Annotated in this window: 15 protein-coding genes and 3 pseudogenes; 12 read left to right on the plus strand and 6 right to left on the minus strand. The window is 65.2% G+C overall.

The window, feature by feature from the left end:
• Positions 1 to 685: 685 nt before the first annotated feature.
• From OG874_RS15950 to OG874_RS15960, 3 genes are read right to left on the minus strand one after another with little or no spacing between them, the layout of a single operon-like run.
• Complete coding sequence (locus OG874_RS15950; protein WP_330255924.1) at positions 686 to 1,849, minus strand: oxygenase MpaB family protein; 1,164 nt, start codon at positions 1,847 to 1,849, stop codon at positions 686 to 688.
• A gap of 26 nt (positions 1,850 to 1,875) precedes the next feature.
• Positions 1,876 to 2,928, minus strand: a complete 1,053-nt coding sequence (locus OG874_RS15955) for a polyprenyl synthetase family protein (protein WP_330255925.1) — start codon at positions 2,926 to 2,928, stop codon at positions 1,876 to 1,878.
• Positions 2,921 to 3,202 carry a hypothetical protein gene (locus OG874_RS15960; protein WP_330255926.1) on the minus strand — a complete coding sequence of 94 codons (282 nt, stop codon included), beginning with the start codon at positions 3,200 to 3,202 and terminating at the stop codon, positions 2,921 to 2,923. Before OG874_RS15960 ends, OG874_RS15955 begins: the two co-directional genes overlap by 8 nt.
• 547 nt (positions 3,203 to 3,749) lie before the next feature.
• Here OG874_RS15960 and OG874_RS15965 point away from each other — a divergent pair.
• Complete coding sequence (locus OG874_RS15965; RefSeq protein ID WP_330255927.1) at positions 3,750 to 4,844, plus strand: hypothetical protein; 1,095 nt, start codon at positions 3,750 to 3,752, stop codon at positions 4,842 to 4,844.
• Positions 4,845 to 5,452: 608 nt separating this feature from the next.
• Here the strand turns inward: OG874_RS15965 and OG874_RS15970 are convergent.
• Positions 5,453 to 7,114, minus strand: coding sequence for a bifunctional 3'-5' exonuclease/DNA polymerase (locus OG874_RS15970; RefSeq protein WP_330255928.1), 1,662 nt, complete (start codon positions 7,112 to 7,114; stop codon positions 5,453 to 5,455).
• 184 nt (positions 7,115 to 7,298) lie between these two features.
• Here OG874_RS15970 and OG874_RS15975 point away from each other — a divergent pair.
• The 9 genes and pseudogenes from OG874_RS15975 to OG874_RS16015 all read left to right on the plus strand — a co-directional run.
• Positions 7,299 to 7,515, plus strand: a pseudogene (locus OG874_RS15975) (ISL3 family transposase); the annotation flags it as partial.
• A gap of 395 nt (positions 7,516 to 7,910) precedes the next feature.
• Entirely contained in the window at positions 7,911 to 9,314 is a 1,404-nt protein-coding gene (locus tag OG874_RS15980; RefSeq protein WP_330255929.1) for a cellulase family glycosylhydrolase, read from the plus strand.
• Positions 9,315 to 9,429: 115 nt separating this feature from the next.
• Positions 9,430 to 10,122: a class I SAM-dependent methyltransferase gene (locus OG874_RS15985; RefSeq protein WP_330255930.1), complete on the plus strand. Its 693-nt coding sequence runs from the start codon at positions 9,430 to 9,432 to the stop codon at positions 10,120 to 10,122.
• Between the two features lie 321 nt (positions 10,123 to 10,443).
• A pseudogene (locus OG874_RS15990) lies at positions 10,444 to 10,913 on the plus strand (ATP-binding protein); the annotation flags it as partial.
• A 658-nt stretch (positions 10,914 to 11,571) separates the two neighbouring features.
• Positions 11,572 to 13,005: an aminobutyraldehyde dehydrogenase gene (locus tag OG874_RS15995; protein ID WP_330255931.1), complete on the plus strand. Its 1,434-nt coding sequence runs from the start codon at positions 11,572 to 11,574 to the stop codon at positions 13,003 to 13,005.
• Positions 13,006 to 13,185: 180 nt separating this feature from the next.
• On the plus strand, positions 13,186 to 15,417 hold the full coding sequence (locus OG874_RS16000; RefSeq protein ID WP_330255932.1) for an MMPL family transporter: 2,232 nt from the start codon (positions 13,186 to 13,188) through the stop codon (positions 15,415 to 15,417).
• Between the two features lie 94 nt (positions 15,418 to 15,511).
• Positions 15,512 to 16,747 (plus strand): sensor histidine kinase, encoded by a 1,236-nt coding sequence (locus OG874_RS16005; RefSeq protein ID WP_330255933.1) that lies wholly within the window; start codon positions 15,512 to 15,514, stop codon positions 16,745 to 16,747.
• The gene (locus tag OG874_RS16010) at positions 16,744 to 17,448 is read left to right on the plus strand and encodes a response regulator transcription factor (RefSeq protein WP_330255934.1); all 705 of its coding nucleotides are present in this window, start codon (positions 16,744 to 16,746) and stop codon (positions 17,446 to 17,448) included. The genes OG874_RS16005 and OG874_RS16010 overlap by 4 nt, the downstream gene beginning before the upstream one ends.
• A gap of 861 nt (positions 17,449 to 18,309) precedes the next feature.
• Complete coding sequence (locus OG874_RS16015) at positions 18,310 to 20,559, plus strand: serine/threonine-protein kinase (RefSeq protein ID WP_330255935.1); 2,250 nt, start codon at positions 18,310 to 18,312, stop codon at positions 20,557 to 20,559.
• Between the two features lie 153 nt (positions 20,560 to 20,712).
• On the opposite strand, the gene OG874_RS16020 is transcribed toward OG874_RS16015, so the two are convergent.
• Positions 20,713 to 21,126: an ester cyclase gene (locus OG874_RS16020; RefSeq protein ID WP_330255936.1), complete on the minus strand. Its 414-nt coding sequence runs from the start codon at positions 21,124 to 21,126 to the stop codon at positions 20,713 to 20,715.
• 98 nt (positions 21,127 to 21,224) lie between these two features.
• Here OG874_RS16020 and OG874_RS16025 point away from each other — a divergent pair, with 98 nt between their 5' ends.
• On the plus strand, positions 21,225 to 21,809 hold the full coding sequence (locus tag OG874_RS16025) for a TetR/AcrR family transcriptional regulator (RefSeq protein WP_330255937.1): 585 nt from the start codon (positions 21,225 to 21,227) through the stop codon (positions 21,807 to 21,809).
• 146 nt (positions 21,810 to 21,955) lie between these two features.
• On the opposite strand, the pseudogene OG874_RS16030 reads toward OG874_RS16025, so the two are convergent.
• A pseudogene (locus OG874_RS16030) lies at positions 21,956 to 23,223 on the minus strand (ATP-binding protein).
• Positions 23,224 to 23,347: 124 nt separating this feature from the next.
• Between OG874_RS16030 and OG874_RS16035 the strand changes: the two are divergent.
• The gene (locus tag OG874_RS16035; RefSeq protein ID WP_330255938.1) at positions 23,348 to 23,662 is read left to right on the plus strand and encodes a hypothetical protein; all 315 of its coding nucleotides are present in this window, start codon (positions 23,348 to 23,350) and stop codon (positions 23,660 to 23,662) included.

The raw sequence follows: 23,662 nt of genomic DNA on the forward strand, positions 1-23,662 counted from the left end.
AGTTGCTGAATCATAGCTATCTTCGCCGCGACCTGGAGGCCCGCCTGGAACCGGGTAGTCGACGACTAGATCGCTACGGTCTGCAGGGTGAAACGCACCGCCAAAGGCCGGGCCACCAAGCAGTGGATCATCGAGAGCGCGGGACTCGAATACTGTGCCCGACACCAGCACTGACCCCGTGCCTGTCCGCTGTTCGGTAACATCGCTTGCCGTCCGAATTCTGTATCCGCCTGTCCGAGAGGAGCTTTCATCGTGTCGATCGCTACCGGCGGGGAATTGCGGACCGATCTCTACAACGCGAACATCAATGGATTGCGGTACGGACCCTCGCCCTGCGGACTCATGGGTTACCGGTGGCCAGGCCGGATTGGATGCGGGCTGGTCGTAGGCGATGATCGGCCAACCGGACGGCGGCGGGGTACCGGCCGGGATGTACAGCGCTCCGCTAGCCGGCTGGGTCGTCTCATTCGAGCCGCGCATCCAGTACTCGATCACTGCCCCATCGGCATTGGATATCCCGCGCCTGCCGTCGGGTAGCGGGTACTCCGCGATCAGGGTTCCCGGGGTTTCTGCATGCGCCGGTGCGGTATGCATCAGGAGTGCGGCGCGCTGCACGAGTACGCACAAACACGGATGGAGCCGGTATCGAGCCTGGGCGACCACCTGGCACGTACTGAATCGTGTGTCAGGTCGTGATGGAGACGGCCGGGGGTGTCCAGCGGCGGGAGCGCGAAAGTGTGGACGAAACACCGAACTCCGGCTTGAGATGGTCCGGGATGGCGTACTGCATGACGCGGCCGCGGGTGAGGGAGCTGAGTTCGAACAGGGTGGTGAAGTGGCCGAGGCGATCGAGGGCCCAAGCGCCCAACGGGGATTTGTCCTCGATCGTTTCCAGGATTCCGAGCAGGGTGGGCGCGGTCTTGACGGCGGTATCCCAGGCGGTGCGCGGCACTTGCAGCCAGTCGGCGCAGGTGTCTCCGACGAGGTAGCGGATCAGTGCGGAGACGATAGGGTCGAAGAAGGTGCCGGGTACGACTTCTTCGTAGAGGTCGATGAGCTGTCGGGTGAGGCGGACGCCCTCGTCGCTGGGGCCCATATGGCGGGTCATATAGAGGTCGTGGAATTGCCGCGCGGACTCCACATCCTTGGGTGCCTGCTCTTGGTCGACGCCGAGCATGGCACCGACCACACGCCAAGCGTAGAAGTACGCCTCCGCGCCGTCGACGCTCATGTGGATGTTCAGTCGGTGCAGGCTGTCGAGCACGAGGAGGGAAAACAGCAGCTGGCCGCCGATCATGTCCTCCTGACAGATGGGAGTGCCGAATATGTCGGTGTCCCATCGGTTTTCCTGGGAGAGGTGGTGACGGATGGCCGCGTGCAGCAACCGCACTTTCTGGACCGCGGGTATGAAACGGCTGCCTGCCTCGAAGGCATCGGGCTGCATCAGGTAGACGGTGAACTGCCCGGTCTCGGCCATGCGTTTGGAGGGGTACTCCAGCGAATGCGTGGCCGACAGCAGTTTCGCGACGGGCGGCAGAACGTAGCAGGCCGGCATCGCGGCAAAAGACAGTGCGGTGGAGATGTGCACGTTGTTATCGATGAAGAACAGCCTCGCCTTCTCCATCTCGTCCCAGTCCACCCATGCTGGGGGAGCAGAGGTTTCGTGCAGATAGTCCCGGGCAACGTCGGGCAGACCGTCGGGCAGGGGCGCGCCCGCGGTGGAGACATAGCGCATGAGCGTGTTGAACTTGCCCACCTCGCCGTGTTCGAACAGCGTGGCCACGGTGGCATCGGCGATTTCGTCGCCGTACTGCCGCAGTGCATCCAATGACGTTTCGGTGTAGGTCATCTGGGCTCCTGGTTATCACGCGAGGGTTAATGCCGGCGTGCGGTCGCCGCGTGGGCGAGTTCGGTCAGTGCTCGGGCGGCGTGTGCCGCAACGTCGACGCCGCCCAGTGCGGATGTGGCCTCCTCGACCCGCGCGGTGATCATTGCTTCGATGCGGGCAGGAGCCCGGACACGGGTCATCAAATCGCGGATTTCGTGCAGATCGTCATCGCTGGCGTCGCGTCGATTCAACAAGCGCCGCAATTGTTTACGCTGTGAGTGGTCGGCGGCCTGCCAGGTCTCGGCGAGCAGGGCGGTAGGGCGTCGAGTGCGGAGATCGTCGAGGTTCGCCTTACCGGTCCGGGCCGGATCGCCGAACAGGCCGAGCAGGTCATCGCGCAGTTGAAACGCTTCACCCAGCGGTAATCCATACGCGGAGAACGCCTTCAGCAGCCGGGGGTGAGCGCCGGCCAGTGCGCCGCCGATGAGCAAGGGCTGCTCGACGGTGTACTTCGCGGTCTTGTATCGCACCACCTTCAACGACTCGGCGATGTCCGGTGCCGCACCGGTGCAAAGGATTTCCAGGCACTCCCCCGCGATCAATTCCCGAGCCAGCGACGCCCACAGCGGCCGCGCCCGCGACAGGTACGCCGAGGGCAGGCCGCTGGCGACGAAAAGCTGTCCGCCCAATGCCATCAACATATCCCCGACCAGCATCGCGAGCGCCCGGGCGGACGATTTGGAGCTCGGCCGATCCCGCAGCGCTTCCCGCAGCGTGACGTGCGCGGTGGGCAGACCGTGCCGCAGCGGACTGTCATCGATTATGTCGTCGTGCACACTCGCCGCCGCGTGCACCAATTCCATTGCCGCCGCTGCCCGCACGAGTGCGTCACTATCCGGTTGTCCGGCCGCCCGCCAACCCCAGTAGCAGAACGCCGCTCGCATCCGTTTGCCGTGCGTGGTCGCCACCACGATCTGATCGGCTACCGGCCGCAGTTGCGGGTCGATGGCCAGGAACTGGTCGCTCTCCTGCCCGACGAACTGTTCCAGCGCGGCATCGACGCGAGCCTTGAAGGCGCCCGGATCGTAGCGATCAGACATCGCCGGAAGCGCCACGTCGCGCCACGACCTGCCGGGCGAGGATTTCCAGATGCGCTTCGGGCACAGTGGCATACCGGTCCAGCGCAAGCCGTCCGCGCGCCTTCAGATCCGTCTCTACCTCACCCGCCAGCCCCGCCAGGTCCGACCGCCGCAATAGCCCCCGAAGCCGGTCCACCGCAGGCCCGACCCGGCTCAGTGCCAGATCCGCGAGTCCGGCCGCGAGCAGTACGGCGTCCTCTCCGCGGCCACCGGGGTGATTCGAATTCTGCGACATGCGATCACACTCCATCCATACGTTCGGCGCCGGGCACTCGTGCAGTTCCGACCGGCTGGAATCGGCCTGACCCGCCCAGTGTGGCAGCAAGCCCACCTGGACACGCCGAGAACCTGCTGGAGGCTATGGCATCTGAACGATCTCGGAGTGCACCAGGGACGGCCGACCGGTTCCGTTGATGATCACAGACGAGACCCATTGGCGCAGAGTGGCGTTCGATGTTCCAGGCATCGATTGAACAACGATGTGATAATCCCACCGGGGCCGGGGATACGATCCCATCCGATACGGAAGACCCATCCCTGGGATTCTCTGGAGGGGTTGACCTTTCGGCGCATCCAGTCGGCAGCAGCGTGGCCGGTCCGAACAGCGCGCAACGCGGTAACGCAGGATGTTGTGTACTACAACGATTCTCGTGCTTTCATGGCCAAGTCGGCGACGCCGCGATTCGCTCGGGAGAATTCCGCCCGTTCCCGAAGAGTCTACGCGAATGGGCATCTGCGTACATTGACGGACAGGGCTTCTCCGCCTGGCCTAGCATGTCCGGATGCAGAACGGGGACGGTCCCGACAGCGGGCAGTTCGGTCTTCTCGACCTCAGCGTCGACCTTTCGGTGCCGGAGGTGTATTCCGGCACCGATTTCACTCTCTACCTCCACGTCAAGAACCCCTTTCCGTCCCGGATCTGGATCCGCTCGGTCGAACTGAGCCTTCCGACGCAACTGAAATGGCGTCCGTCGGCGAAGTTCAATGAGACGGTTGCCACCAGGAAGCGCTGGTGGCGATCGGCCATAGCGGCCCGGCGGCAGATCCGATCGATCAAGGAGCGCATTAATCACCTGTCGGCCGAACTTGGCGCTCTCAATCCTGATCAGCACGCGAGAGAAGCCGAGATCAGGAGTGAGCTGCAGGCGCTAGACGCCATCCTGCGGAGGTCGCAGCTCGAAGTCGGGTCGGTCATCGAAGCCGGCGGAGACGCCTCCATTTACATCGAGAACGCGCAGACCTCGGGAAACGTGATCCTCGCCGCCGAGGGCCAGGGGCGCATCCATATCGAGAGACTCAACGCTGGGAGCGTGGGGCCGGAGCGTGTCCCGCTGCAGGGGTCGTTGCCGAAGGGAGCCTCGCTCGAACCCGGGTGCACGGATGTATGGACGATCAGGCTCGGCAGCGCCAGGAGCCCGTTCTTCATTCCGGCTCAGTACAAGCTGCAGATGACGGTTATCTACAGCACAACTCCGCCGAAGCCCGAGCAGGTCGGAAGAGACGGGCGCCAGGAGGGCATGGAGGCCGTTTCCGAGCAACTCTATTCGAACACCACGGCCTCCACTGTGCAGGTGAAGGCCGCGTTGTGGGCCGTCATCACAGGTGGGGTGATCGGCGGGATCATCGGGTCGGCTGGGAGGTCCCTGCAGGACGCCAAATCCTTCGACGTCCTTTTCGGGGCGAGAGGCGGGGCGTCGATGGGGGCGCTGGTGCTCGCCGTCATCTTGAGCGGAGCCGCCATCGTGTTCGCCGCGCGGAAGTCGGACGCGCAGGCATTCATCTCGGTGGAGGATTTCTGGGGTGGACTGCTCGTCGGCTTTCTGATCGGCTATTCGGGGACGGCGGCCTTCAGCAATATCACGGGTGTTCCCACCTGAGAGGTGGTGGCGAGGCCGTTGAGGACCCGATGACAACACCGTCAAGCGGGTCTGTGCGAAGTCAGGCCGCGACTGACCGGATAGCTTCGACGACCGCGGCCAAGGCCATCAGCCGGGAAGCGGAGTGAGCGGGCATGGTGGTTCATTGGCCGTAGGAGTAACGGAGATCGGCGAAGAGTATTTGATTGAGGCGGCGGCGGAGGTGCCCGGTCTTACTCGGATCCGGTTCGTCCTGCGCGAGCAGAGTGAACCTCAGCGATGTGCCCCCACTCCCGTCGGCGGTCAGGTCCAAGCGCACCTGAACGTCGGGAATGCTGGGCCACAATGAGGACCACACGACTGTCGCGGGTTCGTCGGCACTCGAGATCGTGGGTTCGACTTCGTCGGGGAGCAAGTTGAGCCAGGGGCGAGTCCGGGGCTGTCGGGGTTGCGCCAATGATTTCCAGACCGTGCGTGGGGGCGCGGGCAAATTCCGTGCTCTCGAACCGATCTCGATCATTCCAGCAGCGTATGCCTTGCCGGATGGTGCGATTGCCCGAAAGACGTGTCATGGACAGGCGCTACATGGCGGAGCGCTGCGGATGTGTCGCGCGGTTCACCGCGCATCCTCACTTGGCGTCCGCGTAGCACTCCACCACCGCAGTCGTGAAAGGGAACCGCACCGGTGTCAGCCCGAAGGCGATCCGGCCGGCGGTCTCTGCCGCGGTTGCGATCGCTTCGGCGACCGTTGCGGCCTCCTCCGCCGGGCAATGCACGATGACCTCGTCGTGCTGAAAGAAGACCAGTTCGGCGCGCAGCCCCGCGCGGGTCATCGCATGACGCAGGCCCGCCAACACCAGAAGCGTCCAGTCGGCGGCGCTACCCTGCACGACGAAGTTTCGTGTAAAGCGGCCACGAGCACGCGCCGCGGGGGTGTTGCCATACCCGTCGGAATACTGCTGCTCCTGGTCGGATGATGCGGCGGGCGGCGAACAGGTGCGGCCGAACCAAGTGCGCACCAGGCGGCCCTGCTCACCAGCACTGGCCGCATCGTCGACATACGCCACCGCGGCCGGATAACGGCGACGAAGTTCGGCCATGTGGGTGAGGGCATCCCCGGAGGTCTGGCCGTAAATGGCGCCCAATAGTGCGACTTTGGCCTGTGCGCGATCGCCACCGAAGGCGCGGACCGCCAGATCCGCGTACAGATCTTCGCCGCGCCCGGCCACCTCCATCAGCCCCGGATCGCGGGAGATCGCAGCAAGCACGCGTGGCTCCATCTGGTCGGCGTCGGCGACCACCAGGCGCCATCCCGGGTCCGCTCGTATCGCTTGACGGATCACCTTGGGGATCTGCAGGGCACCGCCGCCGTTGGTGGTCCAGCGGCCGGTAACCGTGCCGCCCGGCAGGTATTCGGGACGAAAGCGGCCCTCGTGTACCCACTGCTCGAGCCAGGACCAGCCGTGGGCGGTGTACAGGCGGTAGAGCGATTTGTAGGCCAACAGTGGCGCTACCGCAGGATGATCGATCTCCTGGAGTTCCCATTTTCGGGTGGAGGACAACGAGATCCCGACGCGGGCAAAGGCTTTGATGATGTCGTTGGGTAGGTCGGGCCGGACCCGCACGCCTTCCCCGAAGGCACGCGACACTTCGTCGGCCAGCTCCACCATCCGGCGCGGTTCCATTCCGCCCGAAATACGTTCACCCAGCAGAACGTCGAGCAACTCCCGGTGGACGTGCGCGTGCCAGGGGATCCCGGCTCGGGACATCTCCGTGGCCACCAGCATGCCCGCCGATTCAGCGGCGAGGAGCAGCCGCATTCGCTCCGGATATTCGGTCTCGGACGTGCGGGCCACCTGTCCCGCGTAGACCTCCAGCAGCGCGGTGAACTCGTCCGTGCCGGGTGGTAGCGGCACCGGGCCCGACTCGAACAGGGACGGCTGGGTCTCGGCGGCCCGTACGGGCGCGTCCGGCGGGACAGGCAGATTGTGCAATCGTGCCCAGGAGGCGGCCAACGAGTGGGCCTGTCCCGACTGGCCCTGCTCGTGGCCGATCAGTAGCGCCTCCGCGGCCTCCACGTCGTAACAGCGGTCGACCCGCACACCGGCCGCCAGCAAGTGCCGATAGATCTCGGCAGTCGATCGCCAGACCCACCGATCGACCTCTGGGCGTGAACGCACCGCCTCGGCGAGTGAGGACTCGCACAGCACCGCCCCCGCGGGCCGACCGTCCTGATCGAGTGGACACAGCCGGGCACCGCCCTCGCCAGTTTCCGCCACCGCCCATCTCATGTCCCCGAGTCTTGCAGCGGGCACTGACATCGCTGACACACCCGCCACCGTGGCGGGTTCGAGTCGACTTCGCCCACCTAGGAATTCGGCCGACCCGACAACCAGTGGACAGGAGGCTGAGCCACGCTGACCTACGTTGCTGCGGAATGGGACGCATTCCTTGCGGGCGCGGAGTCAGGCCGGGGTGCACAGCTATCACGAACGGACTCTCGCCGATATTCCGATAGACGGGCGGGCGGTTGTCGTGCGGGTGCGGGTTCGGCGGCTGGCCTGCTCAACACTGAACTGCTGCATCACGTTTCGTGAACAGATGCCTGGGTGTTGTGGAACGTTACCAGCGGCGGACGGTTCGTCTGACTCGGCCGGTGCGGGCGGCGGTGTGGGAGCTGGCCGGACGGGCGGCCGGCGGTGCGGTTGTCCCGCCGAGCCACAGCGGGTTCCGCCGGACATAGTCGACTGGTTACGAGAACTGGTCGAGGCATGCGACCTCGTCGGCGTGCAGCGGAGTGTCGTGATCGAATCCGGCCAGCGATATATAGCATTTCCGCATCAGCGCCATGGTCTAGACCACCGTGTTCGGATTGATCCACTGCACCAGGACCAAGGCATGCCCGCGGGTAACAGCCGGTCCGACCGCATTAGACGTACCTGGGGATACAGAAAAGAGGGTTCGACTCCGGGCACTGACATCTTGCGGATCGGCCGGTAAGGGCCGCCGCGTATCGGAGCGTTTCTCGCTTTAGTCGTCAGCGCCGTAGAAGTGCCGTCGGCGCGTACTCGTCGAAAGGTTTGCGCGATGACCATCATGTTCTCGACGGCGCGGTGTCTCGGGTTGGTCATGTTGCTGCTGGGACTGGCCACACCGGCCGCGGCGACACCGACGGCTCCGGAACTGGGGCACGCGGGTCGCTGGCTTACCGACAAACAGGGCCGGGTGGTCACCTTGCACGGCGTGAATATGGTCTACAAGTACCCGCCGTACTTCCCCGCAGCGGGAGGTTTCGGGGAGAACGACGCCCAGTTCCTGGCGGAGAACGGTTTCAACGCGGTCCGGCTGGGTTTCGCATGGAACGCGGTCGAGCCGCGGCCCGGCATTTACGACGACAACTACATCGCGCAGATCGAGCAGACCCAGCAGCTGCTGGCCCGGTACAACATCTACAGCCTTGTCGTATCCCATCAGGACGCGTTCAACGAGTCGGTGGGCGCGAGTTGGAGTGGGTTCCCCGACTGGGCGACGTTCACCGACGGGTTCCCATTGCAGCCCAACCCAGGCTTTCCGTTGGTCTACTTGACGAGCCCCGCACAAAATCAAACGTGGGCGAACTTCTGGCACGATCACGCCGCGCCCGATGGCGTCGGACTGCAGGAACACTATGCGGCCATGTGGGCGCATGTCGCGCAACGCTTCGCAGACGAGCCGTACGTGCTGGGCTACGACCTGATCAATGAGCCGTGGCCCGGTTGGGAATACCCGACCTGCATTCCGCATGGCTGCCCCCAGTTCGAGCGCGGTGCGCTCGCGACGTTCGAAGCGAAAGTGATGAACGCCATCCGCCGAGTCGACCCGAAACACCAGCTGTTCTACGAGCCGTCCATGACCAACGACTTCGGTACGCCGGTCTGGATGCCGAATCCCACCGGCGATCCGAACGCGGGGTTGAGCTTTCACGACTACTGCTTCGGCCAGAACGACAACTGCCCGAGCAACGGATTGGATCGCGCCGCCGCGGACGGCGTTGTCGGGCTGGTGACCGAGTTCGGCGCGACCAAGGATTCGGCGAAGCTGACTCGTCTCGCCGATACATTCGACGACAACATGGTTTCCTGGCTGTTTTGGTCCCAACCGCAGAATCAGACACCTCGTCATCCCCAGGAGCCACCGACCGGACCCAACCTGATAGACCCGGCGATCATCCGGCCATATCCACGTGCAATCGCAGGCACCCCGCTGCAGTGGCACTACGACAGCGCGACTGGGACGTTCACCATCCGATACAACGACCGCCGCGCCGATTCCGGGCAACCGTTCCCCAGTGAAGCCCGCACCGAGGTATATCTGCCGCAGAGCAACTACCCCGACGGCTACCAGGTCGAAATCCAGGGCGCCGACGTCGTGTCGGTGCCCGATGCCCAGCTACTTCAACTCACCACCAGCCCCGGACAGGACACCGTGCAAGTGACGGTGACGCGACGGTAACCGGCACCGAGGCCACCTGAGGTTCTCACCGACAGCGTTACCGGTTCCTGAGCAGTCCGAGCGCGTCGCGGGCCACGTCCCAAACATGTGTCAGGTTCCTTGATATTCATTGGCTATGACAACCCCTCATGATTTCGAATTCGAAGAAATCTACCGAGGTACCGGCGGCCCGTTCGGGCCGGGCGTCAAGCCGCCGTGGAGTATCGGGGAACCCCAGCCGGAACTCGCCGCGCTGATCGAGCAGGGCAGATTCCATGGCGATGTCCTCGATGTCGGATGCGGGGAAGCGGCGATCTCGCTGCATCTGGCCGAGCGGGGCTTCACCACCGTTGGCCTGGATCTGTCGCCGACCGCGGTCGAGCTGGCCCGCGCCGAGGCCGCCAGGCGTGGCCTGGTCAACGCCTCCTTCGAGGTCGCCGACATCGCCTCCTTCACCGGCTACGACGGCCGCTTCGGCACCATCGTCGACAGCACCTTGTTCCATTCGATCCCGGTCGAGTCACGGGAGGGCTATCAGCAGTCGATTGTGCGCGCCGCCGCGCCGGGCGCGGCGTATTTCGTGCTGGTGTTCGACCGGGCCGCCCTGCCCGAAGTGCCTGAACCGGGTCCATCGCCGGTCACCGCCGACGAGCTTCGTGAGGTGGTGTCGAAGTACTGGGTGATCGATGAGATCAGGCCGGCGCGAATCCATGGCGATCTGCCTGCGGTGTTGCCGGCGGACACGGGTTTCCGGTTCGAGGGTATGCGCGACGAACCCAGTGGCCGCAAGTCGGTTCCGGCCTGGCTGCTGTCGGCCCATCTGGACTGATCCCGCCACACGGGATCGTGGGGTGCGTTGCCCGGGCCGGATGCGTCGGGTGTCGGGTGTGGCTCTCAGGCATCTGCCTGGTGTGTGGCTTACTTCGATTGGCCGCCCGACACCCCTCGCCGATTCGGCTGTTGATTGAGCATTGCGAACCAGTCGCTGTGTAGGGATTAGGACAGCGAGGTCGTCTGTGGTGCAACAGGTTTGGTGAGCTCGGTGTACTCCGGAAGCCGCTTGATCTGCTGGCCGTAGAAGTCCAAAATGTTCCAACGCAGCCACCTACCTCCGACCCATGCCCTAGACAGCGGTTGTGTCATCCGAGTTGAGGGAAACAAGGCCGCAGTAGCCCAGATCTGCGCCCGCCTGGACGGCTTGCCCCCTCGCGATCGAGTTGGCCGCCGCACGCCTGCGCTCTATGTCGCCAGAACAGATCCTGCGACATCTCGATGACCGCTACTCGTTACTCACCCGCGGAAGTCATAGTGCACCGACGCGGCAGCAGACGCTGCAATGGTGTATCGACTGGAGCTATGAGCTGTGTGCCCCGGCCGAACAGCGGTTGTGGGCTCGCTTCTCGGTGTTTGCCGGCAGCTTCGAACTCGACGCCGTCGAGCAGGTCTCCGGCGCGGACCTGGCACCGCAGAGTGCGCTCGATGTGCTGACCTCTCTAGTGGACAAGTCGATCCTGGTCCGGGCGGACACGGTCGTGCGCTTCCCGCATGTTCGAAACACTGCGCGACTACGGCCGACAGAAGCTACAAGAGACTGGCGAATACCAGCACCTGCGCCGACGGCAGCTTCGCCCTCATCCGCGGCAACGTCACCCGCGCATGCTCCTCTCTCGAGCGCGCGGTTCTCTCGAGCGCGCGGTCGAGATACTCCGCTTCAATCTCCAGGCACTGGCATGGGTAGTCAGGGATGAAGCCAACGACGAGCGCTCCGCCGTATTGATGGGAACCGCACAGAGTCTCTGGCCGACAGCAAGCGACGCAGCAACAATCTTCCCCAACATGTCACCGTTCCACGAGGAATAGGAGCGAAGGGATTGCCCCCAGTTTGGTTGATTCCTTCTCCTCGGGCAGGTCAAGGAATCAACCAAACCGGGGGCAATCCCGTTGTAGATCTGTGCTCGAGTCCCCTCTCGCGCATGGATTCGCAACAAATCTGTCATTTTTCAGTGCGATGTGTGCGAGTGCACTGAATGACAACATTGTGGCGAAGACAAAAGTCGTCGCAATGGTTGACGAAACGATGCTAATCACAGCAAATAAGCAGGCTCCGGATGCATGTCCTCAGCAGTGACAAAAGCGGTATGCTAAATCCTTTCGGTGTCGATGACATCGAAATGCTACTGAGCAAGCAGTAGCAGGCGACAGCGACCAGATGCCAAGGCGACCGAATGCCCCGCGCCAGAGGATTGTCAACTGAACAAAGCAACCGAGGAGCAGCACCATGACAGTCGTCCAGAACTTCATCGACGGCAAGCTCGTCGACTCGGTCGGCGGTGCGACGACGGCGCTCGTCGACCCCACCACTGGCGATCAGTACGGCACCGCCCCGGCGTCTAACGAACAGGACATCGACAACGCGTACGCAGCGGCGGCCAGGGCGTTCTGCGACTGGAAACGCACGACGCCGTCGCACCGCCAGAAGGCGCTGCTCGATTTCGCCGATGAGTTGGAGAATGTCGCCGACGCGCTTGTCGAGGCCGAGGGCCGCAACACCGGCAAGCCGAACCACCTCACCTTGGCCGCGGAGATCCCGCAGATGCTGGACCAGACCCGGTTCTTCGCGGGGGCGGCACGGGTTCTGGAGGGCAAGTCGGCCTGCGAGTACCTGGCGGGCCATACCTCGTGGATCCGCCGGGAGCCGATCGGCGTCATCGGGCAGGTGACGCCCTGGAATTACCCGATGATGATGGCAATCTGGAAGTTTGTTCCCGCGATCGCGGCGGGCAACACCGTCGTGATCAAGCCGAGCGACACCACCCCGGTTACGACGGTGATGCTGGCCGAGCTGGCTTCCATGCACCTACCGCCAGGCGTGCTCAACGTGGTCACCGGTGACCGGGTGACCGGCGCGGCGGTGGCGGCGCATCCGACCCCGAAGATGGTGTCGATCACCGGTTCGGTGGCCGCGGGCCGTGCGGTCGCGGAGTCGGCCGGAGGCCGCCTGAAGCGCACGCATCTGGAGTTGGGCGGCAAGGCGCCGGTAATCGTGTTCCCCGACGCCGATATTGCTGCTGCCGCCAAGGGCATCGCGGCATCGGGCTATTTCAACGCCGGGCAGGATTGCACGGCGGCCACCCGGGTGCTCGGTCACGCGTCGGTGGCCGATGATTTGACCGCGGCGCTGGCCGAGCAAGCCGGCAGTGCAACAACGACATTCGGCAAGGCCGCCGATGACGAGACCGCCTGGGTGCCACCGGTCAACAACGCCAACCAACTACAGCGGGTGCTCGCCTTCCTCGATGAGGTGCCCGATCACGCTTCGGTCGTGGCCGGCGGGCACCGGCAGGGCGACCACGGGTATTACGTCGAGCCGACGGTCATCGGCGGGCTGCTCCAGCATGACCGGCTGAGCCAGAACGAGATCTTCGGCCCGGTGATCACCGTGCAGTCGTTCACCGACGAAGACGAGGCGATCCGATGGGCCAACGGCGTCGAATACGGGCTGGCGTCCTCGGTGTGGACCAAGGACGTGTCGAGGGCGCTCCGCGTGTCGGCCGCGCTCGACTTCGGCTGCGTGTGGATCAACACCCACACCGCGCTGATCGCCGAGATGCCGCACGGCGGGTTCAAGTCGTCCGGGCACGGCAAGGACCTGTCGATGTACGGGCTGGAGGACTACACCCGCGTCAAGCATGTGATGGCCAAGATCGACTAGCTGGCCTCGGCCGATCATTTTCGCGCTGACCGGCCGCTTTCGTGCAATATCATCGCCGGTTTCGCCGCGCCCAGCCTGCGGATGCAGTACGTGGCGGACGCGCGTACTGCATCCGCAGTACGCGCAACGGCCTCCACTCGCACGATGCCGACTACAGAGCCGTCGAACGACCATGGCGACATGGCGAAATTCCTGTACCGGCTCGGTCGGTTCGCGTTCGAGAAGCGGCGGCTGGTTGTCCTGCTCTGGCTAGGGGTTATGGCCGCGCTGGTGGCCGGGGCAGCCAATGCGCCGACGGCCCCGCCGGATACGTTCTCGATCCCGGGCACTGAATCCCAGCAGGCATTCGATCTGCTCGGCGAACGTTTCCCCGGCACCAAATCCGATGGCGCACAAGCACGAATCGTCTTCGTAGCACCTGATGGCCAGCAAATCGGTTCCGAACCGAACAAGGCGGCGGTCGAGAGGATCGTCTCGGACGTGGCGGGCGGTGCGCAGGTGACGGGCGTACTCGACCCGTTCCAGACCGGTGCGGTCAGTAAGAATGGCACGACGGCCTATGCGACCGTGAGCTACGGCGTGACCAGCGACAACCTCGCCGACGCCACCAAGACGGCGCTCACCGACGCGGTCGACACCGGCAAGGCCGCCGGGGTCACCGTGGAGATCGGCGGGTCCGCGCTGCAGGCCAAGCCTGAAATGGGTGCCGCCACCGAGGTCATCGGCATCGCCATCGCGGCCGTCGTACTGATGATCACCTTCGGTGCGTTCGCGGCCGCCGGTCTGCCCTTGCTCACCGCGCTGGTCGGGATCGGCGTCGGTATCGCCGCGATCGTGGCGATCGGCATGTCCACCACGACCACCACCCTCGCCATGATGCTCGGGCTCGCGGTCGGTATCGACTACGCGCTGTTCATCGTCTCCCGCTACCGGACCGAACGCGCCGAGGGATACAGCGCCGAGGAAGCGGCGGGCCGGGCCGTCGGCACCGCTGGATCGGCAGTGGTTTTCGCCGGACTCACCGTGGTCATCGCACTGGCTGGACTGGCCGTCGTTGGTATCCCCGTCCTCACCAAAATGGGTCTGGCCGCGGCGGGCACCGTCGCCGTCGCCGTCGCGATTGCCCTGACGCTGCTGCCCGCGCTGCTCGGATTCTTTCAGCGGGCGGTTATGCCGCGGGCATTCCGCAAGGCCCAAGCCACTGATGCGCAGACACCGGCCGACGGAAATACGCTGGCGGCCAACCCGATTCAAGCGGAAAAGCCCAGTATGGGCACTCGCTGGGCCGAGTTCGTCGTCCGCCGCCCGGTGGCAGTGCTGCTGATCGGCCTCCTCGGTATGGGCGCGCTCGCCTTGCCGGTGCGCAGCCTCGAACTCGGCATGCCCGGCGACGAATCGCAGCCGACCTCGACGACACAGCGCCGTGCCTACGATGCGCTCGCCGCGGGGTTCGGTCCCGGATTCAACGGGCCGCTCACCATCGCCGTGGACGTGCAGGGCGTCGGTGACCCGAAGGCCGCGCTGGCGCAGGTATCCAGGACCCTGGCAGCGACTGAGGGCGTCGTATCAGTATCGCCCGCGATGTTCAATCAGGCAGGTGACGCCGCCATGCTCACCGTGGTGCCCGCCACCGGTCCATCGTCCACCGAGACCAAAGATCTTGTGCACGCACTACGCGGTGAGGCTGGCGATCTGAAAGCATCCACCGGTGCGACCATCCTGGTCACCGGCGCGACCGCCATGAATATCGATGTCTCACAGAAGATGGCCGACGCACTCCTGCCGTACCTCGCGGTGGTGGTCGGGCTGGCGATCCTATTGCTGATGATCGTGTTCCGCTCGATCGCGGTACCGATCAAGGCGGCGCTCGGCTTCCTGCTCTCGGTCGGTGCGGCGTTCGGTGTGATCGTCGCGGTGTTCCAGTGGGGCTGGCTGGCGAACCTGATCGGAGTCCACCAGACCGGACCCGTGATGAGCATGATGCCGATCTTCCTGATCGGCGTGGTGTTCGGACTCGCGATGGACTACGAGGTCTTCCTCGTCACCCGGATGCGTGAGGCCTTCGCCCACGGGGAGAGCGCGATCGACGCTATTGTCACCGGATTCCGGCACAGCGGCCGGGTGGTGGTGGCCGCGGCGGCCATCATGATCGCGGTGTTCGCCGGATTCATCGGCGGTGGGGAACCGATGATCAAGATGATGGGCCTCGGGCTCGCGGCGGCGGTCTTCTTCGACGCATTCATCGTCCGAATGACCCTGGTCCCGGCGGTGCTCGCGCTGCTCGGCGACAAGGCCTGGTGGCTGCCGCAGTGGCTGGCGAAGATCCTGCCGAACGTGGACGTGGAGGGCGAGAGCCTGAACCGTACCGAGGCCGTCGAACCGGTGCGGGAACTCGAATCCGCCCGCGCCTGAATGGAAACGCACTGGTAGGCCGTCCCGGGTGGGCGGCCTACCGGTCACTTCGGGACCTGCCGATTAGGGTTCTCAACGACAAGGAGGAACGCACATGACCGCCGAATGGTCGCAATGGCCGCGTCGGCACAGCCGCGCCGTCGATGTGGTCATCGCCATTCTGCTGTGCGCTCTGGCCACATACGCGAGCCGGTTGGCCGATGACGGCCACGGGCAGGGTCCGGTGGTGGTCCGTCCGGCGTCGCTCGCGGTGTTCGGATTATCGGCGATGGCCTCGCTCACGTTGCTGTGGCGGCGGCGGTTTCCGCGTGCGGTGCTGGTGGTCACCACCGCCTGCGGTATCGCGATCGGTGCCTTGGGTTTCGAGGTCTCGATCTTCAGTGCGGGTGCGGCCTTCGTCGCGGCGTACTCGCTCGGGCTGTGGTCATCGGATCTACGCACAGCCAAGATCGCACCGGTGATCTCGGGCGGGGCTTTGTTGATCACCTCCCTCATCGAGAATTTCACGCCGGTGCTGACCGGCGGACGCATCACGCTGATCGCCGGAGTGCTGGTGGCGGGCGCGTTCGCCGAAGCCGGGCGCAGCAGACGCAACTACCTGGCGGCCCTGCACGCGAGAGCCGAACTGGCCGAACGCACCCGCGAGGAGGAGGCTCGGCAGCGAGTCGGCGAGGAGCGGCTCCGGATCGCGCGCGAACTGCACGATATCGTCGCGCACCACATGGCCCTCGCACACGCCCAAGCCTCCACTGCCGCATATCTTTTGCGTAGCCAACCGGATCAGGCGCAGGAGATGCTCGATCAACTGGCCGGCACCACCTCCGCGGCACTGCGGGAACTCAAGGCCACCGTGGGACTGCTGCGTGAGGACGACTCCGACGCTCCGCTGGAACCGACGCCGGGCCTGGCTCAATTGCCGGAACTGCTCACCTCTTTCGAGCGGACCGGCCTGACCCTGTCGCTGTCGATCACCGGGGTGCCGCGTCCGCTCTCACCCGGCGCGGACCTGACCGCGTACCGGATCGTCCAGGAGGCGCTCACCAATGTAACCAAGCACGCGGGCACCGCGGCGGCGACGGTGCGGCTCGTCTACTCCCGGTTGCTACTGACGATCAGTGTGGCCGACGACGGCGGCAAGGTATCCGAACGTGCTCGCGGCGAACAGGATTCGGAGAGCCAGGGCTACGGCCTGATCGGCATGAACGAACGAGCCGTCTCCGTCGGCGGCCACCTGCACGCCGGGCGCAGGCCCGACGGCGGCTTCGAAGTCACCACCGAACTTCCGCTCGAGCGACCGGAAACCCCTGACCACGAGGACAAGACATCATGACCATCCGGGTACTGCTGGCCGACGATCAAGCCCTGCTGGCCGGTACCTTCCAGCTCCTGATCGATTCGGCCGATGACATGGAGGTGGTCGGCATCGCCGGAAACGGCCGTGCGGCAGTCGAACTGGCCCGAGCGACCAAACCCGACGTGGTGGTCATGGACATCCGCATGCCCGGCGTCGACGGCCTGGCCGCGACCCAGGAGATCTGTGCCGACCCAGCCCTGCGCGAGACCCGCGTCCTGATCCTCACCACCTTCGAACTCGACGAGTATGTGGCGCAGGCCCTTCGCGCCGGGGCCAGCGGATTCCTCGGCAAAGACGTAGGCCCCGAAGAACTCCTGCGATCCATTCGCGCCGTCGCAGCCGGTGACGCCCTGCTCTCCCCGACCGCGACCCGCACCCTGATCGCCCGCTACCTCGCCCGCCCCGAAAGCCGTATCAGCGCAGCCGAATCCCTCGAGGTCCTCACCGCCCGCGAACGCGAAGTCGTCGCCATGGTCGCCCAAGGCCTGTCCAATGAGGAGATCGCCGAGAAGATGTACGTCAGCCCACTGACTGTCCGCACCCACGTCCAGCGCGCCATGTCGAAACTGGGTGTCCAGAACCGCGCTCAACTCGTGGTAATCGCCTTCCAGTCGGGGCTGGTACGCGTCGAGCCGCCACGGGAGGACGGCACCCGCCACCTCGGATCGACCCGGTAACCCAGTGCACGCATCTGATCGATGAATTGACAGATCAACGGCGGCGCGGGGTCGATCTCCATTGAGGCGAGGAAAATCGAGGCCTCCCACACACCAGCCTGCTCACCGGAGCTACACGACACCAACACCCCGAACCACACCCGATCATCGGCGGGCGGATACTCGGTCAAACACGCCGATGCCACCGCTGCCGCATCCAGCACACCTGCTTCGGCGACAGGCGTAACAGGCATCGCTCATGAAAAGCAGCTGACCGGCACCGGATTCCGCGCAGTCAGTCCACGACATCGGCGGCGGTGATCCGACCACCCTTATCGGAGGTATGAAGCGTGAAACGACCGCCACGAATTGACCTGTGCCCACTCCACAACAACCAATACGTCCGGTCGAACCGCTCCGCAGCTCCGCGCTTTGTAAACGGCCGGCCTCAGCACTCCAAGAGGGCGCCAGTGACGGCGGCCGCCAGACCCGCTCGGCGCCAATTGGATTCGCCCGCAACTGTTTAGCCAACGTCGGCTTGCTGCCCGAAGGGTCGCACGCCCGGGGCACGGCCTTTCCTTTCGCCGGTTGGGCACGACCGGCTCGGCATGTGGCATTTCAGCGCGTTCGCACAGTCAGGGCTACCGACCTGGCGATAAACCCAACCATCTGTGGGAGCCTGCCATCGGTTTGACGCAAAACAGGGTGCCGCTCAGTCCTGACACTCCCCCACCAGGTGAGCGGGGAGGGGCCCCGGCCGATGATGGGGATGGACAAGCGGGCGGCAACGGCGTAAAGCTGTTGATGAAGTGCCGACTACCCGATCTGAGCGATCCACGACCCTCGGTGCGAGAGCCGGGATCAACTTCGAGGCGAGCGACGATGGGTGAGAATTTCGGCGCGAGCACCTCCAACCTCGGTGGCGTCCGCGCGACGGCAACGCAGACCGCGTTGACGACCCTGGTTGCCCAGTTCGCCGAACGCTGGCACTCATCGAGCGAACCGCCCAATCTGTCGATTCACCTGCCGGTCGAGCCCGCACTGCGGCGAACCGTGCTGATCGAGCTGATCAAAGTGGATATGCACGAACGCTGGCAGCGCAGCGACGACGCGCTGCGCCTTGCCGACTATCGCAAACAATTCCCGGAACTGGGCACTGCTCCGCTGCCGCCGGACCTCATCTACGAGGAGATCAGCGCCCGCAGCTGCCGCAACGACGTCGACCTGACCGAATACCAGCACGACTACCCGACCCAGATGGCGCGCATCACCGAGAGTTTCGACCTCAGCGGCCCGCGTACCACGCTGCTGGCCGACCCCACCGCGCTCGATGCCATCGACACCATCGCCCCGGGCGTCACTGTCGACGACTTCGACCTGCTGCTGCCGCTGGGCCGCGGCGCCTTCGCGCGCGTATTCCTGGCTCGGCAGCGATCGATGGGCCGGCTGGTCGCGGTGAAGATCTCCCACGACCGCGGCACCGAACCACAGACCCTGGCCCAGCTCGACCACGACTACATCGTCCGTGTCTTCGATCAGCGCCAGATCACCGAACAGCATCTGAAACTCATGTACATGCAGTACGTTCCCGGCGGCACTCTGCTGGGCGTGCTGCGACTGCTGCACCGCACCCCACCGGCCGAACGCAGCGGCAAACTGCTGCTGGCGGCTATCGACGCCGCCACCAGGAGCGGCGGCGTGGTCGAGCCGCAGCCCTCGGCCGCGCGTGCGGCACTCGAACGGCTCACCTGGCCGGAGACCGTCGCCTGGCTCGGCAGCCGCCTCGCGACCGCCCTGGACTACGCCAACCGCCACGGTGTGCTGCACCGCGACGTCAAACCCGCCAATGTGCTGCTCACCGCCGACGGTCAGCCCAAACTGGCCGACTTCAACATCAGCTTCAGCCAGCATCTGCCCGGCGCGAATCCGGTTGCCTACTTCGGTGGCTCGCTGTCCTACATGTCGCCCGAACAGCTCGAAGCCTGCCACCCCAGCCTGGCCACCACTGCCGCGGATCTGGATACCCGCAGCGACCTCTACGCGCTGGCGGTGGTCCTGTGGGAACTACTCACCGGACGGCGACCGTTCAACGACGGACCCGGGGCCGGTGAATCCGAGCAATCGCTGCAGGCGATGATCGATCGACGCCACCGGCCCGTGGACGCGCACCTGCAGGCCGAGCTGCCCCCCGAGTGCCCTGCGGTATTGCGCGATGCACTGCTCACCTGCCTTGCGTCCGACCCCGCCGACCGTTATTCCAGCGGCGCCGAACTGGCCCTGCGGCTGGAATTGAGCCAGGATCGGGCCGCACGCGACCTGGTCGTCCCACCCGCACACAGCCTGCGGGCACGACTGCGCATGCGGCCGATACCGGTGGTGATTCCGGCGGGCATGTTCGGCCAGGTCGTGGCCGGACTGTACCTGTCGGCGCACAACGTCCGGCTGATCCAACTCCAACTGGGATCCGAGGCCGCCGGGCGGTTGACCCATCTGGGGTATGTGGTAATCGCGATCTCCTTCCCGGTCGCGACCGCCGGGCTGCTGTACTGGTGCCGCAACGTCTTCCTCGTGCCCGACGGCCTGCGCCGGGGCAAGCGCTTCGACGAGGCCACCCTCGCCCGGGCGCGCGCCGACACCCTCGCCTGCGGTGACCGGATCGCTGCCGTCGCATTCATCGGATGGATCCTGGCCATAGGCATCTTCCTGGTGAAGCTGCTGACGCTCGGGCCACTGCCGGCCGGATTGCTGGCGAATCTCATCGCCTCGAGCCTCATCGCGGCCGCGGCGGCGGTCGTGTATACGTACTTTCCAGCCACATTCTTCGTCTTGCGCTGGTACTACCCGGGTTTGGTCGCCGCCGGGCACACCTACCGCGACGACTCGACCCGGCTACACCGGCTGATCCTGCGCAGCCGCCTGTATCTCGGTGTGGCGGCTTCGGTTCCGCTGATCGGTGTACCGGTAGGGCTGATGTTCCTGACTCCGCACCAGCAGCATACGGTGATCGGCTCGATCGTAGCCTTGTGTGTCGGTGGGTTTCTCGCCTTCGCTGTCGCCCTGGCCACCTTCTACGCTCTGCAACGGGATCTGGAGGCCCTCGATCACATCGTGGATCCCCATCCCCACTTCTAATACCCGCCAGCTGCACTGACGGGACCTCGTGGAACCATCCAGCTCGTGGCGGACCGGCGCCACGACCAGACCTGCTTCGCAAGCGAATTCTCTCGAGCTGAGGATTTCGGTATTCGGTGGCTGAGGCAGCGGTTTCGCCTTTGCTGCCGGCCTTCAGGCACTGCCGCCCAGGCCGAGTTGGTGCCGCATGCCGGCGGCGTCGATCAGCGCCCAATGCTCAGCGAGTTTGCCGTCTCGTATTCGAACCATGTCGATTCCGGTGACCTCATACCGTCGTCCGGACGCCACCAGGGTGCCGCGGATGGTGTAGCGGTTGACCGAGAACTCGTTCGAGGAGAGGTTCTGCTCGATCGTCACCGAGACGTCCCGAAAGCCGTCGTCCATGTGTTCCCATTTGTCCTTCCAGGCGTCCAACCCGTAATGGTCACCGGAAACGCCGCCTCGATGGTCGACGACATCGGAGGCTATCAGCGCTAATGCTTCCTCGTATCGCCCTACACCGGTCAACTCGACGATGCGCCGGTGCACCTCGGCGACCCCCATCCTGTCCGTGGTCGGTTCTGTCACGGCGATCCTCCATAGTCGATATCCCGCTAACCAGGGAGCTCCCCAGTTATATCTTCCGGTACGGTAACCAGGGAACTCCCCGGTTAGCAAGGAGAGATATGCCGTCGTTCGGCGATCAGGTAACTGGCCGAGGGCCGCGCCGTGGCCTCCGGGCGGATGCACAGCGCAACTACGACCAACTGGTATCCGCCGCCCGGGAGGTTTTCGCCGAGCATGGTGTGGATGCTCCATTGGACGAGATAGCGCGTCGTGCGGGCATCGGCAACGCCACGATGTATCGACATTTCCCGACGCGCCGTGAGCTGATCATTGCCGCGTACGCAGACGAGGTGGCCGCGCTGTGCGCGGACGGTACGGCATTGTCGGCAGCCGAGTCCGCGGATGAGGCGCTCTTCGAGTGGCTTCGCAGTTTCGTTGCGCATGTGGCCACCAAACGCGAGCTTGCGCTTGCCATCCCACCCGATCGGGACGATCAGCGATCGACGTTGTTCGACCGTTGGCATGAGGCGATGCGCGCGACGGCATCGACGTTGCTCACGCGAGCACAGCGTGCCGGCACCGTGCGTGCCGACGTCGCAGTCTCCGACCTTCTGACGCTGGTCAACGGGATCGCTGTGGCCAGCACCGATCCCGAGCAGATCGAACGCTGTCTCACGCTCCTGCGCCGTGGCATCGAGGCGTGACCGATCACGCGCTCCCATCCCAGTTCGTGCAATCGAAACCGGGCGATCGCTGAACGTCACCTCGTTTCTACCGGGACCTATGAGGGACCGGCAGCAGGTCTGCACAAGCCTCGGCCGCATTTGGCATATCTGGGGTACACCTGCTCTCACAGTCGGGTGTAGTCCTGCTGGTCCTGCTCGAACGCGCTCAGGATTTCCGGTGTCAGGGTCGGGCGGGTTTCGGCGACCGCAGTCAGGTAGTCCTCGGTGGTCGCGGGTTCGCGGGTGTCGTCGCGCATTGCGCGTTCGAACGCGGACTGCGCGCCTGCACGGGCCGCGTATTCGATGTCGGCGGGGGTGAATTGCGCTGTGGCGCACACCAAATGGTCGAGGTCGATGGTTTCGGCCGCGGGGCCGAGATATCGTCGCCAGATCGCGTTCCGTGCCAGTGTGTCCGGCGGGCCGACCGGAATCACATAGTCGAATCGACCGGGCCGCAGGAATGCCGAGTCCAATGAGCGGACCGAGTTCGTTGCGCAGATCAGCAGGCGACTGTAGTTTTCCCGGAACGTCGGTATCAGCTTGAGCAGCTCGTTGGTGACTCCGTGCGCAGGGCTTGTCGCCGTACCCGAACGCGTGCCCGCGATCTCCTCCACCTCATCAATGAACAGCAGCAGCTTGTCGAGTTCGGCCAGGTCGGCGAATACCTCGCGCAGCGAGGCTGCGAGCCCTCCCGACGCCGCGGCGGCCAACCGGGAGGGAAACAATTCGACGAACGGCCAACCAAGCCGGGACGCGACCGCTTTCGCGAAGCTGGTCTTGCCGGTCCCCGGTGGCCCGAACAGGATGACGCTCTTGGGCGGCAAAACCCGATAACGTTCGGCCACATCGGGATTCGCCAAAGGCAACACGACCCGGCGTTCGATGATCTCCTTCTCTCGGTCCATCCCAGCCATCGACTGCCACAGTCCCGGTGGAAGCAGCCGCCCACCCAGTTCGGTCAGCAGGGTGGACTGCGCGGGGGCCAACGGCTCCAGCAGCTCGTAGTAGACCAGGCCGGCGCGGCGCAAGTACCCGGAATTCTCGAACGCCACAGATCCGGTGGCGCCCTCGGGTACGAGCGTGCAGATCCGCCGCACGCCGTTCGCCCTCAGCCGCCGCTCCAGTTCGGCAAGCAGTGCGCTGCCGATACCGCGCCGCCGCCACCGCGCCGCCAGCGCCACCAGCAGGACCCAGGCCCGCTCGCCATGGATCTGGGCGACCGCCATCCCGACCATATCGCCGCCGACCTCGGCCACCACCGCCGACTGACCCGCGCGCGCGGCCGCCATCACCTCCGCCAGCGCGAAGACCGGCTCGCACGGCTCTGCTCCCAGATCTGGATCCCCTGATCCAGATCTTCGTCACGGAACTCGCGTAGTCGCCATACCGGCATACATACCTCGAACGGCCATCGGCGAGTCTCGGAGAACTCGGCCGTCCTCTCAGTAAATACCCTGGGCAAGCCGCCCGCCATGACGGGAACCAGTCTGTCGGTGCTCTGGCGCATCATCGGCTAGATGAGTGCGCACGATCGCATCAACGCCGCCAACGCCGAGGCAGCCCGCACCGCCGGATGGCCGGTGCTCACGGGCACCCCTGCACAAATCGGGTGGGCCAGCACCATCCGCGTCGACAAGATGCGCGAATTCGACACCGCCGCCGCGGCGATCACCGACTCCGACCGGGGCCAGTTCCGGGAGGTCATGCTGCGCGAGACCGCCGCCGGCGTCTGGATCGGCGGTCGCTGCGCGCCCTGGCAGGCGATGCTCGTCACCCACCTGACCGACGATGAGCGCGCCGCCCTCGTCGCCAGGCCGACGGATCGCCCCTGA

This window comes from Nocardia sp. NBC_00565 (assembly GCF_036345915.1).
Lineage (GTDB): Bacteria > Actinomycetota > Actinomycetes > Mycobacteriales > Mycobacteriaceae > Nocardia.